This is a genomic window from Flavobacterium sp. CLA17 (assembly GCF_013112255.2).
GTDB lineage: Bacteria > Bacteroidota > Bacteroidia > Flavobacteriales > Flavobacteriaceae > Flavobacterium > Flavobacterium circumlabens.
The window spans coordinates 4,976,157-4,996,357 of sequence record NZ_CP068294.1 but is presented as its reverse complement, the minus strand read 5'-3'; the positions used below and the strand labels follow the sequence as shown (position 1 = coordinate 4,996,357).

22 protein-coding genes are annotated in these 20,201 nt (G+C 35.3%); 19 read left to right on the top strand and 3 right to left on the bottom strand.

The genetic code is table 11. The annotated features are described in order from the left end of the window. Nucleotides 1-62 precede the first annotated feature (62 nt). The 12 genes from gcvH (at nt 63) to HAV12_RS20580 (ending at nt 9,122) form a co-directional block, all read left to right on the top strand. Entirely contained in the window at nt 63-443 is a 381-nt protein-coding gene (gene gcvH, locus HAV12_RS20635) for a glycine cleavage system protein GcvH (protein ID WP_056188370.1), read from the top strand. Continuing rightward, entirely contained in the window at nt 436-819 is a 384-nt protein-coding gene (locus HAV12_RS20630) for a VanZ family protein (RefSeq protein ID WP_132031626.1), read from the top strand. Before gcvH ends, HAV12_RS20630 begins: the two co-directional genes overlap by 8 nt. Before the next feature lie 118 nt (nt 820-937). Continuing rightward, nucleotides 938-1,681 carry a deoxyribose-phosphate aldolase gene (gene deoC, locus HAV12_RS20625; RefSeq protein WP_171571264.1) on the top strand — a complete coding sequence of 248 codons (744 nt, stop codon included), beginning with the start codon at nt 938-940 and terminating at the stop codon, nt 1,679-1,681. Continuing rightward, nucleotides 1,682-3,820 (top strand): energy transducer TonB, encoded by a 2,139-nt coding sequence (locus tag HAV12_RS20620; protein WP_240345203.1) that lies wholly within the window; start codon nt 1,682-1,684, stop codon nt 3,818-3,820. Nucleotides 3,821-3,978: 158 nt separating this feature from the next. Further along, a complete protein-coding gene (gene cyoE / locus HAV12_RS20615; protein WP_171571263.1) occupies nt 3,979-4,881 on the top strand; it encodes a heme o synthase in 903 nt (300 codons plus the stop codon). Between the two features lie 3 nt (nt 4,882-4,884). Further along, the gene (locus HAV12_RS20610; RefSeq protein WP_171571262.1) at nt 4,885-5,472 is read left to right on the top strand and encodes a cytochrome c oxidase subunit 3; all 588 of its coding nucleotides are present in this window, start codon (nt 4,885-4,887) and stop codon (nt 5,470-5,472) included. 42 nt (nt 5,473-5,514) lie between these two features. Beyond that, a complete protein-coding gene (locus HAV12_RS20605; protein ID WP_171571261.1) occupies nt 5,515-6,498 on the top strand; it encodes a cytochrome c oxidase subunit 3 in 984 nt (327 codons plus the stop codon). A gap of 18 nt (nt 6,499-6,516) precedes the next feature. Continuing rightward, entirely contained in the window at nt 6,517-6,867 is a 351-nt protein-coding gene (locus HAV12_RS20600; protein WP_127337685.1) for a cytochrome C oxidase subunit IV family protein, read from the top strand. 78 nt (nt 6,868-6,945) lie between these two features. Further along, on the top strand, nt 6,946-7,587 hold the full coding sequence (locus HAV12_RS20595; protein WP_171571260.1) for a hypothetical protein: 642 nt from the start codon (nt 6,946-6,948) through the stop codon (nt 7,585-7,587). 12 nt (nt 7,588-7,599) lie between these two features. Continuing rightward, on the top strand, nt 7,600-8,289 hold the full coding sequence (locus HAV12_RS20590; protein WP_171571259.1) for an SCO family protein: 690 nt from the start codon (nt 7,600-7,602) through the stop codon (nt 8,287-8,289). Nucleotide 8,290: 1 nt separating this feature from the next. After that, nucleotides 8,291-8,830, top strand: a complete 540-nt coding sequence (locus HAV12_RS20585) for a DUF420 domain-containing protein (RefSeq protein ID WP_171571258.1) — start codon at nt 8,291-8,293, stop codon at nt 8,828-8,830. Beyond that, nucleotides 8,823-9,122 carry a hypothetical protein gene (locus HAV12_RS20580; protein ID WP_171571257.1) on the top strand — a complete coding sequence of 100 codons (300 nt, stop codon included), beginning with the start codon at nt 8,823-8,825 and terminating at the stop codon, nt 9,120-9,122. Before HAV12_RS20585 ends, HAV12_RS20580 begins: the two co-directional genes overlap by 8 nt. A gap of 22 nt (nt 9,123-9,144) precedes the next feature. Here HAV12_RS20580 and HAV12_RS20575 read toward each other — a convergent pair whose 3' ends face one another. Further along, a complete protein-coding gene (locus HAV12_RS20575) occupies nt 9,145-10,551 on the bottom strand; it encodes a DUF4403 family protein (RefSeq protein ID WP_171571256.1) in 1,407 nt (468 codons plus the stop codon). Between the two features lie 174 nt (nt 10,552-10,725). Here HAV12_RS20575 and HAV12_RS20570 point away from each other — a divergent pair, with 174 nt between their 5' ends. The 7 genes from HAV12_RS20570 (at nt 10,726) to tsaB (ending at nt 18,816) form a co-directional block, all read left to right on the top strand. Next, a complete protein-coding gene (locus HAV12_RS20570) occupies nt 10,726-11,427 on the top strand; it encodes an ABC transporter ATP-binding protein (RefSeq protein WP_132031606.1) in 702 nt (233 codons plus the stop codon). After that, complete coding sequence (locus HAV12_RS20565) at nt 11,420-12,664, top strand: ABC transporter permease (protein WP_171571255.1); 1,245 nt, start codon at nt 11,420-11,422, stop codon at nt 12,662-12,664. Before HAV12_RS20570 ends, HAV12_RS20565 begins: the two co-directional genes overlap by 8 nt. Nucleotides 12,665-12,666: 2 nt before the next feature. Next, the gene (locus HAV12_RS20560) at nt 12,667-13,932 is read left to right on the top strand and encodes an ABC transporter permease (protein ID WP_171571254.1); all 1,266 of its coding nucleotides are present in this window, start codon (nt 12,667-12,669) and stop codon (nt 13,930-13,932) included. A 39-nt stretch (nt 13,933-13,971) separates the two neighbouring features. Beyond that, the gene (locus HAV12_RS20555; protein WP_171571253.1) at nt 13,972-15,087 is read left to right on the top strand and encodes an efflux RND transporter periplasmic adaptor subunit; all 1,116 of its coding nucleotides are present in this window, start codon (nt 13,972-13,974) and stop codon (nt 15,085-15,087) included. 81 nt (nt 15,088-15,168) lie between these two features. Then, nucleotides 15,169-16,551, top strand: a complete 1,383-nt coding sequence (locus tag HAV12_RS20550; RefSeq protein ID WP_171571252.1) for a TolC family protein — start codon at nt 15,169-15,171, stop codon at nt 16,549-16,551. Nucleotides 16,552-16,557: 6 nt separating this feature from the next. After that, the gene (locus HAV12_RS20545; RefSeq protein WP_171571251.1) at nt 16,558-17,850 is read left to right on the top strand and encodes an efflux RND transporter periplasmic adaptor subunit; all 1,293 of its coding nucleotides are present in this window, start codon (nt 16,558-16,560) and stop codon (nt 17,848-17,850) included. A gap of 291 nt (nt 17,851-18,141) precedes the next feature. Then, the gene (tsaB, locus tag HAV12_RS20540; protein WP_171571250.1) at nt 18,142-18,816 is read left to right on the top strand and encodes a tRNA (adenosine(37)-N6)-threonylcarbamoyltransferase complex dimerization subunit type 1 TsaB; all 675 of its coding nucleotides are present in this window, start codon (nt 18,142-18,144) and stop codon (nt 18,814-18,816) included. A gap of 7 nt (nt 18,817-18,823) precedes the next feature. On the opposite strand, the gene HAV12_RS20535 is transcribed toward tsaB, so the two are convergent. Both HAV12_RS20535 and HAV12_RS20530 read right to left on the bottom strand, forming a co-directional pair. After that, the gene (locus HAV12_RS20535; protein ID WP_171571249.1) at nt 18,824-19,636 is read right to left on the bottom strand and encodes a mechanosensitive ion channel family protein; all 813 of its coding nucleotides are present in this window, start codon (nt 19,634-19,636) and stop codon (nt 18,824-18,826) included. Between the two features lie 90 nt (nt 19,637-19,726). Continuing rightward, a complete protein-coding gene (locus HAV12_RS20530; RefSeq protein WP_171571248.1) occupies nt 19,727-20,134 on the bottom strand; it encodes a YtxH domain-containing protein in 408 nt (135 codons plus the stop codon). Nucleotides 20,135-20,201 lie beyond the last annotated feature (67 nt).

The window sequence follows — 20,201 nt, the reverse complement described above, 5'->3', positions numbered from 1 at the left end:
ATTGGAAGATTATTACATTTGTGGCTTAAATATTCAATTATCAATTTTCAAATACAACTATTATGAGCATACCGGCAAATTTAAAGTACACAAAAGATCACGAATGGGTTAGCATCGAAGGAGACGTTGCAACTGTAGGAATTACTCATTTTGCTCAAAAAGAGTTAGGAGACATCGTGTATGTTGAAGTAGAAACTTTAGATCAGACACTTGATAAAGATGAGGTTTTTGGAACTGTTGAAGCTGTAAAAACAGTTTCTGATTTGTTCTTGCCTTTGACAGGAGAAATCATTGCTTTTAATGATAGTTTGGAAAGCGCACCTGAAACGGTAAACTCTGATCCTTACGGAGCTGGATGGATGATCAAAATAAAAATCGCTGATGCATCAGAAATTGATTCTCTTTTGTCTGATGAAGCTTATAAACAACTAATCGGTGCCTAAACAACTATTGCTTTGCTGGGCAATAATCTGTTCGGGAGTTATAACGTATTTCTGTCTCACAGATTCAAGTAACATTCCCGCAGTAAGTTTTCCAAGCATAGATAAAATTGTACATTTCTGTTTTCATTTCGGATTTACAATTTCCTGGATTTTGTTTTTCAAAAAAGAATTAAAAGGCAAAGAAGCGGATGATTTTAAAGCCTATCTCGTTTCGTTTATATTTTCGGTTTTTTTCGGAATTACGATAGAAATTCTGCAAAGTGTTTTTACGACCACCAGGGCAGCAGATGTCACAGACATTTTAGCCAATACAATTGGAGGTACAACCGCAATTTTTACAGCCATAGCTTTTAAAAAGCAAATCAATAAAATATAAGAAAATAAAGACCCGCTTCGGTGGGTTTTTTGTTGCCCGAAAATCAAGCGCAATAAACAGTATTTTTTTCTGAATTTTAAATGTATTTTTGTCGCCGGTGCTATGTAATTTCAAAATCATGAATGTTAAGCAATATTTAGATGCTACTTACTTAAAAACTGCTTCACAAGCCGGGCTTTCTGAAGCCGAAAATCTTGTTGTGGTTAAAGAAGCGATTGCTGAGGCAATTGCAGAAAGTTTTAAGCTGATTATGATTCGGCCCGAATATGTTGCTCTGGCGAAAGAATTAATTACGAAGGCCAATTCGACTTTGCTTATTGGTACCGTTATCGATTTTCCGGAAGGTAAATCAAATCTGGAAACAAAAATAAAAGAAGCCAACGAAGCGATTGAAAATGGCGCTGATGATCTGGATTTTGTTTGCAATTACGAAGCTTTTAAAAATGGCGACACTACTCTGGTGAAGGAAGAAATCCTGATTGGAACACAAATCGGACTGGCACATAATAAAACCGTAAAATGGATTATTGAAGTCGCCGCTTTGAGTGATAAAGAAATTATTCAGCTTTCTGCTTTGATAAAAAATGTTGTAATGTCAAATTTTAAAGAAGAAAATTACAGTGCTGTATTTGTAAAATCATCAACCGGATTTTTTAAGACAAAAGATAATTTGCCAAATGGAGCCACGATCCCTACTGTTATTATGATGTTGGAAAATGCATCACCTTTGCCGGTAAAAGCGGCCGGTGGCGTGCGATCTTACGATGAAGCCATAGAAATGATCCGTTTAGGTGTTAAACGCATCGGAACTTCCGCAGCAAAGGCAATTGCTAACGGAGAAAATACCTCAAATCAATATTAAATGAAAACCCAAACCTACTTGAATAAGATTTTTTTATCTTTTATTCTTACATTATCATCCTTATTTGCTTTTTCGCAGGAAAATAACAACTCCTCCATTGCACCTGCTTTTACATCGGAACAATTCCCTGTTTTTCCTAATTGTGAAAATTTGCAATCCAAAAAGCTGGAAAATTGTTTTTACAAAGAAGTTCAGGATTTTGTCTTTCATAATTTTGAAGTTCCCCAGCATCTGAAACAGTCAGATTATAAAGGAGAAGTGAAAGTTCTTTTTGAAGTGGACGAAAAAGGAGAATTCAAAGTGATTTATGTAAATGCAGCAGACGAACTATTGGTTCAGGAGTCAAAACGTGTTTTTGGTAAATTCCCTAAAGTAAAGCCATCCACTTATAATGGACAGCCAACATATTCCAAATATACCATTACAATAAATATACCTTTAAAAAGTGCTGATCAGATTGCAGAAGAAGCGCTGGCAGCGGCTCAGATTTTAAAACCGTTAGAAAAGCCAATGACGGAACTGGATAGTATTGTATATAAAAAATACAATAACCCGGAATTCGAAAGTCATCTGAATATCCCGTTTTCTCATAGCTATTATGCACAGTTTGATGGAGCCATGAATCAGGTAGGCAGTAATAATCATACCGCTTCCAAACCTTATACGTATGCTGAGGTTTCAAAATATTACAATTTAAAAGCGGTAAATGAATCGCTTCAGAAAAAAACATCCGGCTGGTTAGGAAGGAAATTCTGGAATGAGAATCTGGTTCAGATTCAGGGAGAAGATTATTGGCTGGCCTTAAATCCTATTCTTGATTTACAAATGGGTAAAGCATCCGATATTGATCCGTCTACTTATGTCAATACGCGAGCGCTGAATTTCAGAGGAGGTTTAGGGAAACAGATTAATTTTACCACCACAATTTTTGAAAGCCAGGGACGATTTGCAGGTTATTTTAATGATTATGCAGAATCGATAAAACCTTCAGGAGGAAATCCTGCGATTGTACCCGGAATCGGAATTGCCAAAAGATTTAAAACAGACGCTTACGATTTTCCTTTAGCGGAAGCCAATATTACGTATGCTCCAAGCAAGTTTTTTGATTTGCAATTAGGATATGGCCGAAATTTTATCGGAGATGGATATCGTTCACTGATTGAAAGTGACGGAGCGAGCCCGTATCCGTATTTTAAAATTAATACGAACTTCTGGAAGATTAAATATACCAACACCTATATGTGGCTTAAAGATGTTCGCCCCGATGTAACAGTCGAAAGAACATATGCGACAAAATTTATGGCCAATCATTATCTGAGCTGGAATGTTTCGAATAAACTGAATTTAGGCTTTTTTGAATCCGTTGTCTGGGCAGATACCAATAACAGAGGTTTTGATGTTAATTTCGTGAATCCGATTATTTTTTATCGTACTGTTGAATTTACATCGTCTTCCAAAAGTGGTAATGCGCTTTTAGCGATTACTTCAAAATACAAGTGGAACAATCAGGTTAATTTATACGGTCAGCTTTTGATTGACGAATTTTCATTCGGAGATGTAAAAGCGGGCGATAACAGCTGGAAAAATAAAATCGGATATCAAATTGGTGCCAAATACTTTAATGCGTTTAAAGTAAAGGATTTATTATTGCAGGTCGAATACAATCATGTACGCCCGTATGTGTACTCGCATAGTGCGGTAATTACCAATTATGCTCATAATAATCAGAGCATGGGACATCAATGGGGAGGAAACTTTGAAGAGCTTTTGGTAATCGGGCGTTACCATGCAGGACGTTATTATGCCGATGCCAAATTTACAGTTGGTACCAGAGGTTTGGATTTTGATACGGCAGAAGACAGTTTTAATTACGGTGGAAACATTTATAAAAATTATGACGAAAAACGCCCGTACGACAAAGGAGTAAAAGTCGGTCAGGGTAATAAAACAAATATTTTTATTGCAGATATTCAGGCAGGTTATTTAATAAACCCAATGACCAATCTGAAATTCTTCGGAAGTTTTATTTACAGGAATTTTGATCCTACACAGGAAACGGCAACTACTTTTAAGCAAAGTACCACCTGGTTTACGATAGGACTTCGTTCTGATATCTTTAACTGGTATTTTGATTACTAGGATATTTAATAAGATTTTTCGAAATGATTGTGTTAAAAATCTGCAAGTCCTTATTTTGTAAAGGTTTTATTGAAAAAAATCTAATTTTATAGGTTCTGATTCTATAATCAATTTGTACATTTGCACCACTCAAAAAAAATATTCAAACAATCACCATATTGAGCACTACTAAAAATACATTTTTATTAAAATCAATATTTCTCGATTTCAAAGAAATCACTAAAGCGGGTTTAGCCATTAGTGTTTTGTTTTCTTCTATTGCGGGATATTTGTTAGGTGTAAATGCTGAACACCCTTTTAGCTGGAGTGTTCTGGCAGTGTTGTCAATTGGCGGTTATTGCATGGTCGGTGCATCAAACGCTTTCAATCAGGTAATTGAAAAAGATATAGATGCGTTAATGGATCGTACCAAAAACCGTCCGGTTCCTTCGGGGCGTATGTCTTCAAAAATGGCTTTGGCTGTAGCAAGTTTGCTCACCATAGTCGGGATATCGTTGCTGTACACCATAAATGCAAAATCGGCAATGTTTGCCGCGATTTCAATTTTTTTATACACAAGCGTATATACACCTTTAAAAACGGTAACTTCGTTATCTGTTTTTGTAGGGGCTTTTCCGGGTGCAATTCCTTTTATGTTAGGATGGGTTGCTGCAACCGGAGATTTCGGTATAGAAGCCGGAACCTTATTTTTGATTCAGTTTTTCTGGCAATTTCCGCATTTTTGGGCAATTGGCTGGTTTTTATACGAAGACTATGAGAAAGCAGGTATCTTTATGCTTCCGACAGGAAAAAAAGATAAAGGAACCGCGATGCAGATTATGTTGTATACCATTTGGCTGATAATCGCTTCTTTATTACCCGTTTTAGGATATACAGGGCAATTGTTTATTACGCCAATTGCTGCGATTTTAGTTTTTTTGCTGGGATTATGGATGTTGTTTTATGCCGTACGACTGTATCAGCTGCGCACAGCAAAAGCTGCAAGAACATTGATGTTGGTCAGTGTATCGTATATTTCATTATTACAAATTGTATATATAGTAGATAAATTTTTAAGATAGGTTATGGAAATGACAATGAAAATAAGCGAAGAACAGGTAACGAAAGCAAAATCGGCAAAACTGATTTTGTTGTTCGCGATGGTCAGTATGACCATGATGTTTGCGGGGCTTACAAGTGCCTTTGTGGTGAGTAAATCCAGAGCAGACTGGTTGAAGAATTTCGAGCTGCCGTCGGCATTTTATTACAGTACGGTGGTGATTATGGCTTGCAGTGTGACTTTTTATCTGGCTAAAAAAGCAATTCAGAAAGATAACAGAAGCGCCACTACAGCATTACTTTTAGGGACATTGGCTTTAGGGATTTTATTTGTAGTTTTACAGTTTGTTGGTTTTGGGCAAATCGTAAAAAGCGGTTATTATTTTACAGGGGAAGGTAGTTCTATTACTACAACTTTTCTTTATGTGGTAACGGTTACGCACTTATTACACTTGGCTGGAGGGTTGATTTCACTTTTAATTATAATTTATAATCATTTTAAACAAAAATACAATTCGACTCAAACTCTTGGTATAGAACTAGGTGCGATGTATTGGCACTTTTTGGATTTATTATGGGTATATTTATTTTTATTTTTATATTTCTTTAAATAAGAAAAAAACGTAAATTTGGGAACTTTTTAACGAATATCTTTTATGGAAGCGACAGTTACTACTGCAAATAACGAAGAAAAAACTTGGGGAGGCGGAGATATCCAGCCATTAGGAGCAAGTTATGGTAAAATGATGATGTGGTTTTTTATCGTATCTGATGCCCTGACATTCTCTGGATTCCTTGCTGCTTATGGTTTTTCTAGATTTAAATTTATTGAAACATGGCCTTTGGCTGATGAAGTGTTTACTCACTTCCCATTTATGCACGGCGTTTCGGCTCCGATGTATTATGTAGCCTTAATGACTTTTATTTTAATTTTCTCCTCTGTAACGATGGTTTTAGCTGTTGATGCAGGGCATCAATTGAAAAAAACAAAAGTTGCAATTTACATGTTCTTAACTATTATTGGAGGTATCATTTTCGTTGGATCACAAGCCTGGGAATGGAAAAACTTCATTAAAGGAGAATATGGCGCAGTAGAAACAAAAGGAGGAAGCCTGTTGCAGTTTGTGGATAAAGAAGGTAAAAGAGTAGCTCTTGAAGAGTTTGCTGTAAAATTACCGGAACAAAGAGTAGCCCTTACAAGAGCAGAAGGTATGTGGTTTATGGAAGATGCAGAGTCAACACCAACTTATTCAGTTGCTGAGATTCAGGCAGGTTTCAAAGCGCACCCTGATTTGTTAATCAGAACAGAGAATCTTACTGCGAAAAAGAAAAAAACAGTTTTGACAAGAGCAGAATCTGAATCTCGTCTGAACGATGCAAGATATGTAGTAGAAGGAGCAAACTTAACCAGAAACGAATACGGAAGTAAATTATTTGCTGATTTCTTTTTCTTCATTACAGGATTCCACGGTTTCCACGTATTTTCAGGGATCATTATTAACATCATTATTTTCTTTAATGTGTTGGTTGGAACTTACGAAAAAAGAAGAAGTTACGAAATGGTAGAGAAAGTGGGTTTATACTGGCACTTTGTCGATTTAGTTTGGGTATTTGTATTTACAGTTTTCTACTTAGTTTAATTTTAGATTTTAATTATTATGTCACACGAGCACGTATCAAATACAAAAAGAATCTGGTTTGTTTTTGCATTATTGTCTGCAGTAACTACAGTAGAAGTGATTTTAGGTATTATTAAGCCTGAAAGTTTAGAATTTAATCATTTTTTAGGTTTGAATTTATTGAATTGGATATTTTATATCTTAACAATATTCAAAGCATATTATATTGTATGGGCATTCATGCACATGGAAGGTGAAAAAAGCAGCCTTAGATGGTCTGTTGTATCACCAGTTATTTTCCTGGTATTATATTTATTGTTTATTCTGTTGACAGAAGGACATTATATTTATGGGGTTTTTAAAGATTCTACTATTAAATGGAATTTTTAACATGATATTAATTCGAAAAGAGGCTCCGTTTTGCGGAGCTTTTTTTATTTTTGTACCTCAATAACTTCTACCGAAATAATGAAAAAAAATATCGTTCTCTTCGTACTTTTTGTTTTGCCAATCGTTGCCTATTTGTTTTTTGCATCCGGAGTAAATAGTTTTACAAAGCTCCCCGTCATAACACCTAAGATTGCTGATTTTGGCAATTGGAAATCTTTAGACGGCAAAAAAGTATCCCTGGATAAAAAGATAACGGTTTTGGGTTTTTCAGGTGCTGATATTTTGAACAATCGTGGTAATTATTTCAATTTAAATGAAAAGATTTATAAACGGTACCATGGTTTTGAAGATCTTCAGTTTGTGGTGCTTTGTCCGTTAGGGACAGAAAAAGAAGCTCAGAAACTCGTAGATGCATTAAAGCCCTTTACAGATGTCTCAGGGTGGAATTTTATTTTCGCTTCACCTGATGAAATCAAAACCTTTTATAAGCAGCTAAATTTAAAAGGAAAGCTGAAAGATGATTTAGGAACCTCCTATGTTTATATCATCGACAAAGAAAGAAATTTAAGAGGGAGAAAAGAGCAAAAGGACTATAAGGAAGGATATGATACTTTTCATCCGTCTCAATTGAGCAATGAGATGCTGGATGATTTTAAAATTATTCTGTATGAATATCGTGCTGCCCTTAAAAAGAATCACAATGCTACTAAACAACTATAAATTTCAATCATAATGTTTAAAAACAAATCATATATCGGGATTTCATTTATCATTTTAATCTTCGGAATTTACGCTATTCCAAAAATAGTAGACAGAGTAAAAAATGGAGAAGTGGTAAAAGGAAACCGTCTGGACAATGTTGGCCTGAAAAGTTCAAAATCAGATGCCAAATTACTGACAATCGGTCCGGCACCTAAATTTGAACTGACCAATCAGGACAACCTTAAAGTCTCAAATGAAACGTATAAAGGAAAAGTATACGTATTGGAGTTTTTCTTTACTACCTGTCCTTCTATCTGCCCAAAGATGAATTTGAGCATGCTGGAAATTGAAAAAACCTTTTTTGGCAATCCTAATTTCGGAATCGTATCCATTACAATCGATCCGGGACATGATACACCACAAATTCTGAAAGACCACGCTAAATTATTGGGGGTAAAATCGTCTAATTGGAATTTCCTGACGGGTGATAAAGCTACCATTATGGATTTGTCAAACAAAGGATTTAATCTGTATGCCGGAGAGAACGCTAAAGTTAACGGTGGTTTCGAGCATTCCGGTTTATTTGCTTTAATCGATAAAGATGGAAATATTCGTTGTCGTAAAGATGATTTCGGAAATCCGATTTTATATTACGACGGATTAGATAAAAAAGGAGTTAGAGATATTCAGGAAGACATTAAAATATTATTAGCAGAATAAAATGGAAGATCAGTCATTAGAAAAAAAGTTTAGCAAATTTATTGTTGCAGTATCCATTGTGATTCCGCTTGTAGTTGCTATTTTATTTGGGGTTAAGTTAAAAGATTTGGGAATACAGGTAGAACCTCTTTCGTTCCTGCCTCCAATTTACGCTGCCACAAATGGTGTTACAGCTATTGTTTTGGTTTGGGCTGTATTGGCTATTAAAAAAGGAAAACGTAAACTTCACGAGCGCTTAATGACTTTTGCCATTGCATTGTCGGTTGCGTTTCTGGTAATGTATGTGGCGTACCATATGACTTCTAATTCTACTAAATTTGGTGGTGAAGGCGTAATACGGTATGTGTATTTCTTTATTTTAATTACTCATATTTTATTGTCAGTTGCAATCATTCCATTGGTATTGATTTCTTACGTAAGGGCTTTGTCCCAGAGTTTTGACAGACATAAAAAAATAGCTAAAATAACATTCCCGCTTTGGTTGTACGTTGCTGTAACCGGTGTTGTGGTATACTTAATGATATCTCCGTATTATGTTTAAAATGGAAAATAGAATAAAGAATAAAGAAAATAGAATGGCAAATAGAAATAGATTCGTGAATTTTTTCTCAACGAAATGCTTCTATTTTCTTTTCTCTATTTTCTTTTCTCTGAGCGCAAACGCGCAATGTGCCATGTGTCGTGCTGCTTTGGCAGGTGATAGTAACATTAAAAAAGCTGAGGCTGTAAACGACGGAATTGTTTACCTGATGGTAATTCCCTATTTATTGGTTGGCGTAATCGGAATTCTGATTTACAGAATGTACCAGTCAAAAAAGAAAAAGGCAGAATAAATATTCTGCCTTTTTTTGTTCCTTATTTTAATCCGTCAACCGATACATTTACCGTTCCGTTTATTTTGATGAAAGCAATAATCGCCTGATTGGTGAGCTGAATTTTATCAAATTGAATATCGTCCATTTTTCCATTGACAAAAACACCCGGCATAGGAGAGTAATTTTTAAGATAGGCAGCCATGCTTTTTTTACCTTCTTCTAAGTTAGGCTGTATCGAATAACGACAGCTTTCTTCCATTTTTCTTAGTACCAATCCTTGAGCGAGCCAGCTAGCAGTGCGCATTAACTTGCTTTTCGTATCTAATACGTAATCTAATTTATCAAAATAGATCTCTTTGGTTTGTGGGTTGTATTGAGGAAACCCATTCAGGTAAATGGTTCCGTTTATGGACCCTAAAACATCCAGGGCAATTACCATTTTGTCGTTTTTATGCCAGATGGCTACATTTTTTACCGTAATCTTTTTGCTTCCCGATCCAAATTCCTGGCCGGCAAAATTTTTGGTCATGATTTTAGAAGCGTCCATATAAGTCGAAATGGCTGCAATATTCGCAGAAATCTGATTTGGAATTTTGGCTACGGGTTTCAAAACAATTTTGCTGGCATTAAATTTAGATTCAGGCTGTTTACCAACGATGGTTTCCATGTTACATTTCATCCCCATATCCAGTAAAAACTGATCGTTTTTAAGTTTGGCATTCGTAGAATAAACTTCAACAGGAACAATTCGTAACCAGCTTTCGTAAGTATCACTCATTTGAAAAGGCGTACATATTTTTTCTAAAGCGGCTAAGACATTCGGTTTAAAATCCATCGATTTCTCAATAGCATCATCTATGCTTTTTTCAATTTTGGATTTAAAAATGGAAATCGCCGGATTTACTAAATAAGTGATAGGAAGGCTTTTTCCAAAAACCATCATGGTCGGGCTCTCATTCCAGTCCAGCGATTTGAATTCGGTTTTGGTGTTTAACTTCCAGTTAGTCAGCGCTACTTCACTTGATAATGTGATTACTCCGTTTAAATTAAATTCGCGGACATCATAAAGTTCAATTCCCAGTTTTTTGGTGCCGATCCTGTATTTAACAGTTGCTTTTAGAGGCAGAACCGTTTTTATCTTTTTATCCGGATTGGCAGGATCATTTTGAATTTTTATTGGAGCCAGTTTCCAGATTTTCATTTCAATATCATCATCTTCGATATTGTTGTCTTCATAAATTAAACCATTTAAAATTGAATTCGTCTGGTTTTCAATATCATTAAGCTTAACCGTGATCGGTAAGTTTATAAAAGAGGGATTGCTATCGTAAACCAGCGGACTTGCATCGTCCGGCTCCGGTTTTAAAGTTTCTAATTTCTGGGAGGTAGAACAGCTTGTAACAGCTGTAAGTACTGTAAATAAAGAGATAATTGACAAAAACTTCATCGTTGGGATTTTTTTTATTGATGCAAAATTAAGAAAAGAATTATATTATCTTAAAAAGTGTAACAATTGATAAGGAATTGAGTCTTATTGTAATAACTAAACGGAATTATTAACGTTTTCTTATGGTAAATTACTTATAAAAAATGTTATTATTGTTTTTAAATTTAACAATCCATGATCGAAATCAAAGATTTGCACAAGTCCTATAAAATGGGAAGTTCACAATTACATGTGTTAAAAGGGATTAATTTTAATATCGCAGAAGGGGAACTGGTAGCGATTATGGGTTCTTCGGGATCCGGTAAGTCCACACTTCTGAATATTTTGGGAATTCTTGATGAGGCCGATTCAGGGAGTTATATTTTAGATAAAACACCAATAAAAAACCTGAACGAAACGATAGCTTCAAAATATCGTAATAAGTTTTTAGGATTCGTTTTTCAGTCTTTCAATTTAATCAATTACAAAACCGCACTTGACAACGTTGCTATGCCCTTGTATTATCAGGGAGTAAAAAGAAAAGAACGTTACGATATAGCGATGAAATATTTGGAGAAAGTAGGTTTAGGATCGCATTCGCACCACTTACCAAATGAACTCTCCGGAGGTCAGAAACAACGTGTTGCTATTGCGAGAGCATTGGCTTCCAACCCAAAAGTATTGTTAGCAGATGAGCCTACGGGGGCTTTAGATACCAAAACTTCCTATGAAGTAATGGAACTTATTCAGGGAATTAACGATGAAGGTAAAACAATCCTTATCGTTACCCATGAGCCGGATATTGCCGCAATGTGCAAAAGAAATGTGGTCCTGAAAGACGGATTAATTATCGACGATAAAATGGTAGAACAAGTTAGAGCTACATCTTATGTTTAATATTGAACGCTGGCAGGAAATATTTGAAGCCATTTCTAAAAACAGGTTAAGAACTTTTCTGACCGGGATTTCTGTAGCTTCGGGAATTTTTATTTTGGTGATATTGCTGGGTGCCGGTAAAGGACTTCAGAACGGAATTGAAAAACAATTCGAGCGTGATGCTGCGGGAATTATAGAGGTTTGGTCCGGTACCACTACCAAAGAGTATAAAGGGCTGAATCCCGGAAGACAAATTCAGTATCGGGATGCTGATTATAAACAATCTGTACAGAAATTTGATGACAAGTTAGATTTAAGAGCATCAACTTATAATTACTGGGGAGCGCCATTTTCGTACGGAAAAGAATCAGGAAGTTATCAATACAGAGGAGTTACTCCGGATTATGGCGGAATTGAAAATCTAACAATAGTTCAGGGACGATACATAAACAGTAAAGATCTGGCCAACAATGAAAAAGTGGCTTGTATTGGAATGAAAGTTAAAACAGATTTGTTTAAGGATAAAGATGCTTTAGGCAAGGAAATCATAATCAACGGCATCAATTTTAAAGTAGTTGGGATTTTTACAGATCCCGGAGGAGAAAGAGAAGAAACGAGAGCCTATTTGCCTTTAACTACTGTACAAAGGGCTTTTGGGAATGGAGATAAAATTAGTAATCTGTTTTTTACAATGAAAAAAACAGATAATTATGACGAAGCTTTAGCTCAGTCTGAAAAATTCACAAAAGATTTAAAGGATTTGCTAAAAAGCAGAAATACCGTTGCGCCTGATGATGATGGCGGTATCGGTGTTTATAATTCTGTTAAGGATGCCAAGCAATTTTATGATTTAAATCTCTATATCAGATTGTTTTTTTGGTGGGTTGGTATTTGTACCATTATTGCCGGAGTTGTGGGTGTAAGTAATATTATGCTTATTATAGTTAAAGAAAGAACAAAAGAAATTGGAATTAGAAAAGCCCTGGGAGCTTCTCCGTTTTCTATTATTTCGATGATATTGCACGAGTCTATTTTTATAACCACAATTGCTGGTTTTGTTGGGTTGCTGGCAAGTTTATTATTGCTGGAATTTGTTGGGCCAATGGTGCAGAGTGAATATTTTCAAAATCCTGAAGTCGATTTTAGTGTGGCTTTAACCACGCTTGTTTTACTGGTATTTGCGGGAGCGCTTGCCGGATTTTTCCCAGCTTACAGAGCGGCCAAAATTAAACCTATTGTAGCACTTAGAGACGAATAATTATGTTTAAAAAAGATAATTGGGACGAAATTTTACAGGCTTTAACAGCCAATGTTTTCAGAACGGTTCTAACTGCTTTTGGGGTATTTTGGGGAATATTTATTCTCGTAATATTACTTGCTGCGGGGAATGGCCTGGAAAATGGAATTAAAAAAGGGTTTGACGGAATTGCCACCAATACCATGTTTATGTGGAGCCAGACCACGTCAAAAGCTTATAAAGGATTGCCTAAAACACGCCGATATGATTTTAGAAATAGTGATGTAGCGGCTTTAAAGGCGTCATTTCCGGATTTGTTATATGTTTCGCCACGTAATCAGCTGGGAGATTTTAACGGAACAAATAATGTCGTACGCGGAACAAAAACTTCTTCTTTTACCATTTATGGTGATTATCCCGAGTTGATTAAACAACAACCCATGGATATTATCAAAGGACGTTTTATAAATCAGCAGGATATTAATGAGAGAAGGAAAATTGCTGTAATTGGAAAAGGAGTTATTAGCGAACTTTACGGAAAAGAAGAAGAGGCAATCGGAACTTATATAAAAGTAAATGGCATTAATTTTATGGTTGTAGGGGTTTATCACTCTAAACAACAAGGAGGAAATGCAGAACAGGAACAAAAAAATATATTTATCCCGTTTACTACCTTTCAGCAAGCTTTTAATTATGGAGATAAAGTAGGGTGGATGGCCCTAACGGCAAAGGACGAAACATCAATTACATCTTTAAAACCAAAAATTTTAGAATTAATTAAATCGCTTCATTCCGTAAATCCTACGGATGACAGAGCCGTTGGAAATTTTGATTTATACGAACAGTTTAACAAAGTGCAAAGTTTATTTAGTATTCTTAATATTATAGCTTATTTTGTAGGAACTTTGGTCTTGATTTCCGGAGTAATTGGTATTTCAAATATTATGCTTATTGTAGTTAAAGAACGTACTAAGGAAATAGGAATCCGCAGGGCATTGGGAGCAACACCTGCTGCTATTCGCGGACAAATTTTATCAGAAGCAATATTTCTAACCATTATTTCGGGCATGCTGGGTATTGCCGTCGCAACCGGAATTATAGCATTGCTGAATATGTTTTTAGATTCAATGCCGCCGGGAAGTAATACGATGTTTTCTAACCCAAGCGTAGATTTAGGAGTTGTATTTGTAGCATTATTAATATTAGTAGGGTCTGGTTTGCTGGCAGGATTTATTCCGGCTCAGACCGCAATCAATGTAAAGCCGGTAGATGCTTTGCGAACAGAATAGAATTATCAATCAAAAAATAATCGATTAAACCAAAAACAAATGAAAAAAGGAGTAACAGTAACTATTTTAATTTTTATTGCTGTAGTTTTCTTTGGCGCATTATATTATTTATACGCTAAAAATCAGGAGTCACCAATTGTCTTCAAAACTGAAAAAGCAGAAATTAAAACGATTGTAAAAAATACTATTGCCACCGGTAATATTCAGCCCGACGAAGAGGTTCTAATCAAGCCAAACATTTCGGGAATTATCGAGGAAGTGTATATCAAGGCTGGTGAAAAAATCAAGGCAGGTGATATGATTGCAAAAATCAGGGTTGTGGCCAATGTTTCTAATGTAAGCAGCACGCAAAATCAGGTGCAAACCGCTAAAATTGCTTTAGATAATCAGGAGAAAATTTATAAAAGACAAAAAACGTTGTTCGATAAGGATGTTATTTCGGCCAACGATTTTGATGCTGCACAACTGGCTTATACCCAGGCTAAGCAAAATTATTCAGCAGCAAGACAAAGTTTGGATATCGTAAAAACAGGAACAACAACTTCTTTAGGAAGTTATGCCAATACCCTAATTCGTTCAACGGTAAACGGAATGGTTTTAGCAGTTCCGGTAAAAGTAGGAAATCAGGTGATTGAAAGTAATAATTTTAATGAAGGAACTACAATTGCCAGTGTTGCCGATGTGGGAAGAATGATTTTTGTTGGAAAAATTGACGAATCTGAAGTTGGTAAAATCAAAGAAAGAATGCAGATTGAAATTACAGTGGGCGCCATTGAAAATAAAAAATTTGATGCAGTTTTAACAGATATAGCTCCAAAAGGTGTAGTAGAAAATGGTGCGATTCAGTTCGAAATTAAAGCTTCCTTGGAAAACAGGGATGCAACTTTTATCAGAGCCGGCTTAAGTGCCAATGCTTCCATTATTTTAGAAAAAGCGGATAAAGTGCTGGCCATAAAAGAATCACTGGTTCAATTTGACAAGAAAACACAAAAACCTTATGTTGAAATTGAAACTGCTCCTCAGAAATTTCAAAGAAAAGATTTAGTTTTGGGAGTGAGTGACGGAATATATGTTCAGGTGAAAAGCGGGATCAAAAAATCAGATAAAATCAAAATCTGGAATCAGGGTTTGATTACTGAAGGTGAGAAAAAATAATCCGAACGCAAAAAAGAGGTTTTGCAGTTTTAAAAAATGTTAAATTTGTGCAGTATCTTTACTGTGCTTCATTCAAAATATATGAAAATAAATAAATATAATAGTCTTGTTTTTGCTATGTTGTTTGGGTTTGGTTTATCAGGCCAGGCACAGACAAAACAATGGACATTAGAAGAATGTGTTCGTTATGCATTGGATAATAATATAACGATAAAATTATCAGAACTAGATGTAAAAAATGCAGTAATTGATAAAAGAGGGGCATTAGGAAGTTACCTTCCATCAGTAAACGGAAATGCTTCCCACTCCTGGAATATTGGTTTGAACGTTAACCCGGTTACCAATATTGCAACCACCCAAACCACCCAATATTCTTCATTAGGAGTGAATGCAGGTGTTGACATCTATAAAGGATTGCAAAATCAAAATACGTACAGAAGAGCGAAGCTTTCTATTATCTCGTCACAATATCAATTGGTTAAAATGCAGGAAGATGTCTCCTTAAATGTAGCCAATGCGTTTCTGGAAATTCTTTTTAACAAAGAAAATTTAAAAGTAAAAAAAGAACAGCTTTCTATTGATCAGAAACGTTTGGCCCGTTCTGAAGAAATGGTCAATGCAGGAACAATTCCGCGTGGTGATTTATTTGATTTAAAAGCTACTAATGCAACAGATCAGCAGGCAATTATTGTGGCTGAAAACAGTTTGCTGATTTCTAAATTAAGCTTGGCCCAGTTGTTACAATTAAAAGATTTTACAGATTTTGATGTAATTGATGATACGAATGCTAAAGATGAAAACGGCATCCTTTTGCAAAGTCCGGATGACATATACAACAAAGCCAAAGAAATAAGAACAGATTTAAAAATAGCACAAACCAATCTGGAAATTGCCGAAAAAAATGTTTCGATTGCAAAAGGAGCTTATCAGCCTACACTTAAAGGATTTTATCAATTTAGTACCAGTGCCAGTTACAGTGACAGAACCGGATCGGATGCAAATGGTAACCCGATTACTTTTGGCCCGGATCCTATTTTTACCCAATTTAGCGATAACAAAGGTCATAATTTTGGATTTCAATTAAATGTTCCAATTTTTAATGGGTTCTCTGCCAAAAATAATGTGGAGCGTAATAAAGTAAGTTTTGAAAAATCTAAAATAGATTTAGAGCAAAAAAGTTTAGATTTGCAGCGTAATGTTTATACGGCTTTTACAGATGCAAAAGGAGCTTTAAATACTTATGAATCTTCAACGGTAACTTTAGAGGCAAGACAACAGGCATATAATTATGCGAAAGAAAAATACGATGTAGGTTTAATGAACTCATTTGATTTTACACAAGCACAAACTTTGTTAACCAACGCGCAATCAGATGTTATAAGAACGAAATACGATTATATTTTTAAAATTAAAATACTTGAATTCTACTTTGGAATTCCAATTATTCCAATTATCACAAAATAATTTACTATGTCAAAAAAAACAATTTATTTCTTAGTGGGTGGTGCAATAATTTTTATTGCCATTTTAATTGGTCTTTCGAAATCGGGAGCAATAGGAAATAAGGATGAAGGAAAAGAAGTAGAAATTTCTAAAGTAACAGCTTCAACTATTGTTGAGACCGTTTCGGCAACAGGAAAAATTCAGCCGGAAATTGAAGTAAAAATCTCACCGGAAGTTTCGGGTGAGATTATTTTGTTAAATGTAAAAGAAGGGCAGGTAGTTAAAAAAGGAGATTTATTAGTTAAAATAAATCCTGATTTATATACCTCAAGTTATAACCGTTCCGTATCCAATCTGTCTGGAACAAAGGCAGGTTTAACACAATCTGATGCATCTTATAAAGAGGCAAAAGCAAATTACGACCGAAATAAAACCTTGTATGATAAAGGCGTTATTTCAAAGTCAGATTGGGATAAAGCAATTGCTTCTTTTGAAGTCGCTAAAGCAACGAAACAAAATGCCTATTTTACAGTTCAAAGTGCTGCTGCATCTGTAAATGAAGCAAAAGATAACTTAGGGAGAACTACCATTTATGCTCCTGCTGACGGAACTATTTCTGTATTGAATGTAGAGCTTGGCGAACGAGTTTTAGGAACGCAACAAATGGCAGGAACAGAGTTGTTGAGAGTAGCAAACCTTAACAATATGGAAGTTGAAGTTGATGTGAATGAAAATGATATCGTAAAAATTAAAATTGGAGACGAGGCAAATGTTGAAGTTGATGCTTATTTAAAGAAAAAATTTAAAGGAATTGTAACCAGTATTTCTAACTCTGCAAGCAGTACATTAACATCAGATCAGGTAACAAATTTCAAGGTTAAAGTTAGAATTTTAAAAGAATCTTATCAGGATTTATTAGAAGGCAAGCCAGATACATATTCGCCTTTCAGACCCGGAATGACGGCAACAGTTGATATTATTACAAAAACAAAATCGAATGTTTTGGCAGTGCCAATTAGTTCTGTTGTTGTTAAATCCGATACCACAGCGGTAAAAGATTTTAAAGTAGAAGATCCTAACGAAGATAAAAAAGCAGCACCAAAAAGCGATAAAAAATTCGAATGTGTGTTTGTGAAATCAGGAAATAAAGCCAAAATCAGAATTATCAAAACGGGGATTCAGGACGATACCAATATAGAAGTAATGTCTGGCCTGAAAGCGGGTGACGTTGTAATCACAGGGCCTTACACAACGGTTTCCAAGGACTTGAATTCCGGTGATAAGGTAAAGCTTAAAAAGGCAGATTCGGCTAAGAAATAACCAATCAGAATATGATTATTGCACTTAGCTGCGGACCTACTCAAGAAATACTTTTCAGCCTTTTTGGAGGTTTTATCGGGGCAGCGATATTTGTTGTATACGCGCACTATAAAATGTACAAAACAAAATATTACAGCGAAGAATATGTTTATTTTTCCGTAGTTAGAAAGCTGTTCATCTATTTAGGATTTTTAATCGTAAATCTATGTTTTGCTACTCTCTTATTTTGGATATTTACATTTGCTTTGACTTTTGTCTTTACATAATTTTTTAATTTTAAATATAAACATATTGTCTTTTATTCTCAATATCGAAACGGCTACGAAAAATTGTTCTGTGTCAATTGCAAAAAATGGTGAAACCATTTTATGTAAAGAAATTGCTGAAGAAGGTTATTCACACGCCGAAAAACTACATGTTTTTATTGAAGAAGTACTTGAAGAATCAGGGACTTCCGTACATGATTTGGCAGCAATAGCCGTAAGTCAGGGGCCGGGATCTTATACCGGCTTGCGAATTGGCGTTTCCGCAGCAAAAGGGCTGTGTTTTGCATTAAATATCCCATTGATTGCGGTAGACACCTTACTGACTTTGGCCTCTCAGGCTAAAATTTCAGATGGAAAAATCATTCCAATGCTGGATGCAAGAAGAATGGAAGTATACAGTGCCGTTTTTAGCGCGGGATTAGAAACCGAAAGACCCGTTCAGGCAGAAGTGATAGATGAAAATTCGTTTCAGGATATTACTGAAACTGTTTATTTTGTTGGCGATTGTGCCGAAAAATGCAAGCCAGTCCTGACTAAGGAAAATTTTGTTTTTTTAGAATACATCAAATATCCTTCAGCGGCTGCAATGAGTAAAATTAGTTATGATAAATACAAAATAAACGACACCGTAGATGTCGCTTATTTTGAACCTTATTACCTGAAAGATTTTATCATGACTACGCCAGCTAAAAAACAGTAAAAGTATTTTATTTTTGAAGCGTGTACGGCTGAATCGCAATTCCCGCTTCATCTAATGCAGTTTTGCAATTTTCTAAGGTCTGAGCAAAAACAACTCCGAAATTTTCGTTTTTAGCCCATGGACGTACAGAAAATTCAATAGAACTTGCAGTTAAATTTTTAACGAAAACCTCAGGTGCTGGATTTTTAAGTACTTTAGGATTGGTGTTTAAAACATTCAAAAGCACTTCCTTTGCTTTTTTAATATCTGAATCGTACGAAATAGCAAAAGTTAAATCAGCTCTTCTTTCTCCCTGCATCGAATAATTAATAATCGTTCCGTTTGACAATGCGCCGTTAGGTACAAACACAGTTTGATTGTTGGCGGTCAGCATTTTAGTTACGAAAATCTGAATCTCAACTACAGTGGCTATAACGCCCTGAGCCTCAATTGTGTCTCCCACTTTAAAAGGTTTGAAAACGATAATTAACATTCCGCCGGCAAAATTAGAAAGCGAACCTTGCAGAGATAAACCAACAGCAAGACCCATTGCTCCTAAAATGGCAACAAATGATGATGTCTCAATTCCTAATTTTGAAATGAAAGTAACAAACAATAAAATTCGGAGTGCCCATATCAGGATGTCCGAAAGAAATTTTGTTAAAGTAGGATCTAAATTTCTTTGTACCATTACCTTCGTAATAAGTCTGTTTATTAATCTGATGGCGTAGATACCAACAAATAAAATAATAAAGGCAGAAACTAGTTTAAGAGAATAATCAACTAATACGTCAGCATATTTCGTGACGTAATTGCTAAACTGATTTGGATCAAGGTTCATGTTTTTTCGAATAAAAAAACCTTCTCAAAAGAGAAGGCGTATTAATGCTGCAAATATAGATATATTTATTTTATAAGAAAAAATCAGTCCTTATTCCTTAGGAGGAATAGTATCAATAATTTCGTCTGTTGCAGTTGTTGTTGTTTCACTGGCATCTATTACCGTTTCAGGGATTATAGTTTTAGTCTCGCCGGAAACTTCGCTTGTTTTTTCTTTTACAGAATCGATTACATCACTTATTGATTCTGAGGCTTTTTCTACATATTCACTCACTGTTTCTTTTGCCTGATGTGCGTATTCAGCCGCACTTTCAAGGATTGGTTCTGAGGCTTCTTTGGCTTTTGCAATAGTCTCTTCAGCAAAAGCTTCTGCTTTGTCGATATAAGGAGCAGCGGCTTCTTTAGCGTGATCAAAAGTGGTTTCTGCCTGATTGGCCAAATCTGTAACTGAATCTTTGGCTGAGCCAAATAAATTCTTAAAGAATGAAGATAATCCCATAGTTTCTGGTTTTTGATTAGTTTATATTACAATATTAACTATTTCTACAGAATTTATAGTATTATAA